This window comes from Pseudomonas sp. (assembly GCF_050739655.1).
GTDB lineage: Bacteria > Pseudomonadota > Gammaproteobacteria > Pseudomonadales > Pseudomonadaceae > Aquipseudomonas.
This window is the reverse complement of the sequence record NZ_JBOIBY010000148.1, coordinates 1-5,990: the sequence shown is the minus strand read 5'-3', so window position 1 is coordinate 5,990 and position 5,990 is coordinate 1. Positions and strand designations below refer to the sequence as shown.

Below are 5,990 nucleotides of genomic sequence, written 5' to 3'. Positions count from 1 at the left end.
CTTTTGATCTTGATCCTGAAAAACAAGATCAAAAGATCGCAGCCTTCGGCAGCTCCTACAGGGGGCTGCTAGACGCGGAAGGCCTGAACGGCCGTGTGCAGTCGCCCGCCCAGCACCAGCAGATTCTCTCCTTGCTCACGCCCCTCGCCAATGCGCAGCAGATTATCCCCACCCAATTGATGGATGCGCTCACTGTGATCGCGGATCTCGCTGACGGCGCCGCTCTGCTGGGCGGTGACATCGGCGATGCGTACGGCGGTGTCGGATATGGTCTGGATTGCCCCGACGATTTTATCCAGCGCACCATCGGCGGCCTGCGCCTGGTTGGCGGTGGCTTCGGCATGTTCGACCTGGGCGCGCATGCCTTCGACCGATTGCCGTGCCGCGGTTTGCAGGCCGGCGATCAAGGTCTGAATCTCGGCCGTGGCACCAGCGGTGCGTTGCGCCAAGGAGCGAACTTCCTCGGCCACCACGGCAAACCCGCGCCCCATTTCCCCGGCGCGCGCCGCTTCGATGGCCGCGTTCAATGCCAGCAGATTAGTCTGGTCGGCAATGGAGCGGATCACCGTCAGCACGCCGCCGATGGTTGCGGATTCTTCGGCCAGGTGCTCGATCATCTGTGCATTGCCTTGCACTTCGCCCACCAAGGCGTGCAGGCCGGTGAGGCTCTGACCGATGACTTTCTGCCCGTGTTCCACCGCCAGGCCGGCATGACGGCTGGCATCGGCAGCCTGGCTGGCATCGCCGGCGACTTGTTGGATGGTCGCCTCCAGTTCGCCAAGGGAGTCGCGGATCAGCGCCGTGTCACCGGCCTGATGCTCGGCGCCGCTGTGCAGGTCATTGCTCAGTTCGGCCAGGGTACGGCTGCTGCCGGCGACCTGCTCGGCATTGAGGCGAATGGTGCCCACCAGTGCCACCAGATAGGCGCGCAAGCGATTGAGTGACGCTTCGATGTCATGCAGTTCGCGGTTGGTGTTGCCCAGTTGAATGTCCCGGCTGAAGTCACCTTCGGCCCAGGTCGACAGGGCAGGAGCGAGGCTGGTCAAGGTTCGGGCGAGTTTGCGTTGCAAGGTGTCGATCAGCAGTGCAATCAACAAAATCAGGCCGATCATCACACCCTGCATCAGCCGCACTTCGCCTTGGATCTGCCCATGCTGGGCACGCACCACAGGCTCCAGCCCGGCGATGGCTTGTTGCACGTCGGCAATTTTCAGGTGCGTCGCATTGCTGAGGTCGGCGCGCTTCTGGATCTGCTCGCGAGTACGTGCCAGTTCTGCCGGGTAGCGGATGAGCAGGCTGTTGAGGTCGCGCTTGAAACCAACGCCGGCATCTTCGGCGACAGCTTTCTCGGTGTTTTCCAGGCCCATCATCGCGGCGAAATCATCGGTGTTCGATTCACTACTCGCGGCCACACCGAGCAATGGCAGGGCGTCCAGTTGCTGGGCTTGTGTGCGGATATTGGTGACTTCGCGCTCGACGTCGGCAGCCAGTTCGCTGCGACCGCTGCTGACCAGTTTGTCCCTGGCCAGCGATAGCTTGCCCAAATGCTGCGACGCGGCGAGCAATGGCGTCAGGTAGGTTGCGTTGCCGTTGGCGTACTGGCTGAGTTGATCGAGGCTGGCGCCCAATTCGCGCTCGGCTTGAAGCAGCAGCGCTTGTGGGTCGCCGGCGAGTTTACCGGCGGCCAGCAAGTCGGTTTTGCTGAAATCGTTCAGGTTCGACAGGCTGGGGCGCAGGGTGTCGGCCAGGGCGGGTGGCAACTCGCCAAGTTCTTTTTGCAGAGCGTCGATGGCCTGGCTGGCGCTGCTCAAGCGCAGGGCATCGCCACTATTAAGGTAGTCCTCGATGTTACGCGCCACTTCATTCTGGAATTGCTGGGACAAACCCAGGTAACGCTCCATTAACAGGTAGGGGCGTTCGAGTGCCTTTTGCGACCACCACAGTGTGGCGCCAAGGGCCACGCAAACGGCGACTAAAAGAAGGGTATTGAGATTGGTCAGCAGTTTCAGGCGCATCACGGACTACCGCCGGCAGAAAAGATGAGCGCCTGAATTTATTGCGTTTCTGTTACAGGGTTATGACCGAAGGCATCGGTTTCGAGGAAAAAGTGGCACTTTGCTTTGATGTCCGTTCAGCCTGGACACGGTTGCGACCGGCACCTTTTGCGCGGTACAGCGCCTCGTCCGCCAAGGTGGACATCGAAAGGCTGTCGGAGTCTGCGCACAACTCAACCACCCCGGCGCTGAAGGTGCACCACAGGTCCTGCGGTTGCGCCGGGTAGTGAATTTCCGCAAAACGCTGACGGATTTCATCCAGGACGTTGTAGGCCGCCTCAAGGTCAGTGTCCGGCATGACGATGGCGAATTCTTCGCCGCCGTAACGCCCAATGAAGTCAGTCTTGCGCAAGCGCTGCTTGAGAAACAGCGCCAGGCTTTTGATCACCCGGTCACCCATGGGGTGACCATGGCTGTCGTTGACCCTTTTGAAGTGGTCGATGTCGAGCATCGCAAAACTCAGCGGTTTGTTTTCGCGGCGCGAGCGGAACGAGCAGTCTTCGAGCAGTTGCAGGATGTGCGTGTGGTTGTACAGCCCGGTGAGGCTGTCGCGGACCATTCGCGCCTTGAGGTTTCGCGCCCGCGCCGCGCGGTTGCGCACGGTGGTGATCAGGTGCCGGGGCTTGATCGGTTTGGTCAGGAAGTCGTCGCCGCCCTCGCTCATGGCGTCGAGTTGCTTGTCCAGATCGTCCTCGGCGGACAGGTAAATGATTGGCACGCTGACATAACGGTCATTGTGACGAATGACCTTGGCCAGTTCCGTACCGGTGCACGCCGGCATGTACATGTCGAGAATGATCAGGTCGGGTTGAAAATCCGCCAGTTCGGCCATGGCCTGAATCGGCTCGATCAAGGTCCGGGTGACGATCCCCGCACTATTAAGGAGGCGCTCGGTGTGCAAGGCCTGGGCGCGAGAGTCGTCGATGATCAGCACTTTATAGGGTTCGTACTGGGCGACGCAGGTCAGGACTTCTATTTTCTCCAGCAGGCTCGATGCTTCGAGGGTGCCGGTAAGAAACTCCTGGCCACCAGCGCGTACCGCTGCGAGGCGAGTTGGAGTGTCGGTTTCGTGCAGGCTGAAGAACAGCAGCGGTAACTGATGATCAAGTCCTTCCTGGGCTTCGGCAGCCAGTTTCAGGCCGATACCGGGGCCACTGAAGTCTACGTCCATGACAATCGCCGCTGGCAGGCGCTCGACCATTGATGAGCGAAATGAAGCTACGCTGTCCAGGGATTGGGCGCTGAGCCCGAAGAATTCCAGTTGCTTGGCCAGGCGCTCGGCTCGGTCGTGATCCTGCAGCATCACATAGATTGGCTTGCGCAGTGGCGGCAGGAACGTTTGATCGAGCTGGTCGCCATGGCGCAGGCCCGTGCGGGACAGGCGCTGCATCAAGCGATTGAGGTCAGTGATCAGGCCACTGCTCAAACGCCCGCGATTGGCATCGACCGCCTCCAGGGATTGGCTGATGTGGCGTGCCAGTTCCGTGTGTTCAGGCTGTTCGAAGCGCTCGGCGAAACGCAGCAGGCGCAAATTGGCCTCGCTCAGTTCCGACAAGTCGGTGGTGGACCACTCGCTGCGTTGCAGGCGCTGCCATATCTCAAGAATCTGACGTGCTTGATGAATTACCCGCTGGGCAAAGTGGTGCTTGAGGCGCTCGCGGCTAAGGTCTTCTGGCTCGGTCATATCCTGACTACTAGTTAGGGTGCACGCTGAGGTCGAGTGGTGGCTCTATGCTAGCACCACTTTGCTATTGCATGAGTGTCGTACGTCAATAATCTGCAATGCGAACACATTCAGTTTTTGACTGATAGGTCTGTAATTGGTTGATGATTTCTGCTTAAGGCCCGTATGTTGGGGCTTTCAGGGTTTTCCTTAGTGGGCGCGCAGCGGATTTGACTGCAATGACGAGTCTCGCGCCTTGACTGCATGCGGTCTTTAATCAAAGCGGGATTTCTGATGCAAGGGGCTAAGGGATTCCCTTAGGTGGCTGGTGCCTGTAGCCGCTGGAGTGGTCTGTTTACACCCATCAGAGAGCTTATTTCCGACATGAACCCAACGGCGAGTGCCGGGCCAAGGCACGTTGTTGTATGGTTGTGGTCGAACCGATGAACCCAAGAGTTTGAAAGGAAATCGCCATGTTGGACTGGAAGAACCGCGCTGGTAGCGCGCCCGAACGTGCCGCCGAACCGAAATCGGCTACCCGCAGTTACCTGGGTGGCCTGGTGTTCAGCCGGGCGCTGGCCACGTTGATCGGTATCTATCTGCTGGTGACGATTGTGCTGGGCTGGTACTGGAGCGAGGAGCCTGCGCTGTTTCCGGTGCAGCAGAACGCGCAGATGGCTGCCGAGAAAGAAGGCAAGCAGATGGTGGTCGGCTACACCACCGTGGAAACCCTCAAGACCGTTGCCGGCACCTTGTTGAACAAGCCGGGCGGCTACATTTCCAACGACCGCTTCCCGCCAGGCCTGTGGATGGACAACATGCCGAGCTGGGAATACGGCGTGCTGGTGCAGGTGCGCGATCTGAGCCGCGCGATGCGCAAGGACTTCGCCCGTTCGCAATCGCAATCTACCGAAGATGCCGACCTGGCCAAGGCCGAGCCGCGTTTCAACTTCGACAACAAGAGCTGGATGCTGCCGTCCAGCGAATCCGAATTCCAGGAAGGCATCAATTCCCTGAGCCGCTATCAGGCTCGCCTGTCTGATCCGAACCAGAAGACCGCGCTGTTCTATGCCCGCGCCGACAACCTGAACAACTGGCTGGGTGACGTCGGCACGCGCCTGGGTTCGCTGTCGCAACGACTGTCGGCCAGCGTTGGTCGGGTCAAGCTCAACACTGCACTGAAGACCGAAGCCGTCACGCCGGGGGTCGCGCCACAGGTCGACGAAGAAATCGTCGAAACCCCATGGATGCAGATCGACAATGTGTTCTACGAAGCCCGTGGCCAGGCCTGGGCCTTGTCGCACTTGCTGCGCGCTATCGAAGTTGACTTCGCCGATGTATTGGCCAAGAAAAACGCCACAGTCAGCGTGCGTCAGATCATTCGTGAGCTGGAAGCCTCGCAGGAGACTTTGTGGAGCCCGATGATCCTCAACGGCAGCGGCTTCGGCGTGCTGGCCAACCACTCGCTGGTCATGGCCAACTATATTTCCCGGGCCAACGCGGCTGTGATCGATTTGCGACAACTGCTTAATCAGGGCTGAGTCATGGTCGATAGTTCCATCGATGGCTTGCGAGAGGCCGCCCATCGGGCGGCGTCCGATGCCGAGCAGATTGCCTGGGTCGACGAGCAGGACAACCTGCTCGGCGCCCTGGTGCGCTCCGAACTGCGCGAGCGTGGGCTGATCGGGCGGGGCACCTACATAATGTTGTTCAACTCCGCCGGAGAGCTTTGCGTGCATCGGCGCACGCTGAGCAAGGCCATCTATCCCGGCTACTGGGACGTGGCGGCGGGCGGCATGGTGTTGGCAACCGAAACCTACGCCGAGTCGGCGGCCCGGGAGTTGGAAGAGGAGTTGGGTGTGAGTGGCGTGGAACTGACCGCCCATGACCATTTCTTCTTTGAAGACACGGGCAATCGCCTCTGGTGCTCGGCTTTTTCGGCGGTCTGGGATGGTCCGTTGATCCTGCAGCCGGAAGAGGTGCTTGAAGCGCGCTTTATCCCCATCGAGCAGGTCATGCAGGAAATCGAGCAGAAGCCTTACTGCCCGGACTCTTTGGCTGCGCTCAAGCGCTATCTTCGCTCACGTGGCGAGGACGTCGCATAAGAGGCATAAATTGGCGCCGATTGGCTCTTAGCAATCGGCGTTTTTGCCGTTACACTGCGCGACCTTTTCAAACTGTAACGGTATTGGTTGTAGCTGTTCTGTTGCTGTTCTGTGGGAGCGAGCCTGCTCGCGATGAGCGTTTGGACGACGGGGGGTTAACTGATGCCC

General features: G+C 59.8%; 3 protein-coding genes and 1 pseudogene. 2 read left to right on the top strand and 2 right to left on the bottom strand.

Annotation, left to right across the window (positions count from 1 at the left end):
• Nucleotides 1-68: 68 nt before the first annotated feature.
• A pseudogene (locus ACRESJ_RS07350) lies at nucleotides 69-575 on the bottom strand (methyl-accepting chemotaxis protein); the annotation flags it as partial.
• Between the two features lie 1,492 nt (nucleotides 576-2,067).
• The gene (gene gcbA, locus ACRESJ_RS07345; protein ID WP_431757317.1) at nucleotides 2,068-3,738 is read right to left on the bottom strand and encodes a diguanylate cyclase GcbA; all 1,671 of its coding nucleotides are present in this window, start codon (nucleotides 3,736-3,738) and stop codon (nucleotides 2,068-2,070) included.
• A 452-nt stretch (nucleotides 3,739-4,190) separates the two neighbouring features.
• Between gcbA and ACRESJ_RS07340 the strand changes: the two genes are divergently transcribed.
• Nucleotides 4,191-5,258 (top strand): DUF2333 family protein, encoded by a 1,068-nt coding sequence (locus tag ACRESJ_RS07340; protein WP_431757316.1) that lies wholly within the window; start codon nucleotides 4,191-4,193, stop codon nucleotides 5,256-5,258.
• A 3-nt stretch (nucleotides 5,259-5,261) separates the two neighbouring features.
• The gene (locus ACRESJ_RS07335; RefSeq protein ID WP_431757315.1) at nucleotides 5,262-5,822 is read left to right on the top strand and encodes an NUDIX hydrolase; all 561 of its coding nucleotides are present in this window, start codon (nucleotides 5,262-5,264) and stop codon (nucleotides 5,820-5,822) included.
• Nucleotides 5,823-5,990 lie beyond the last annotated feature (168 nt).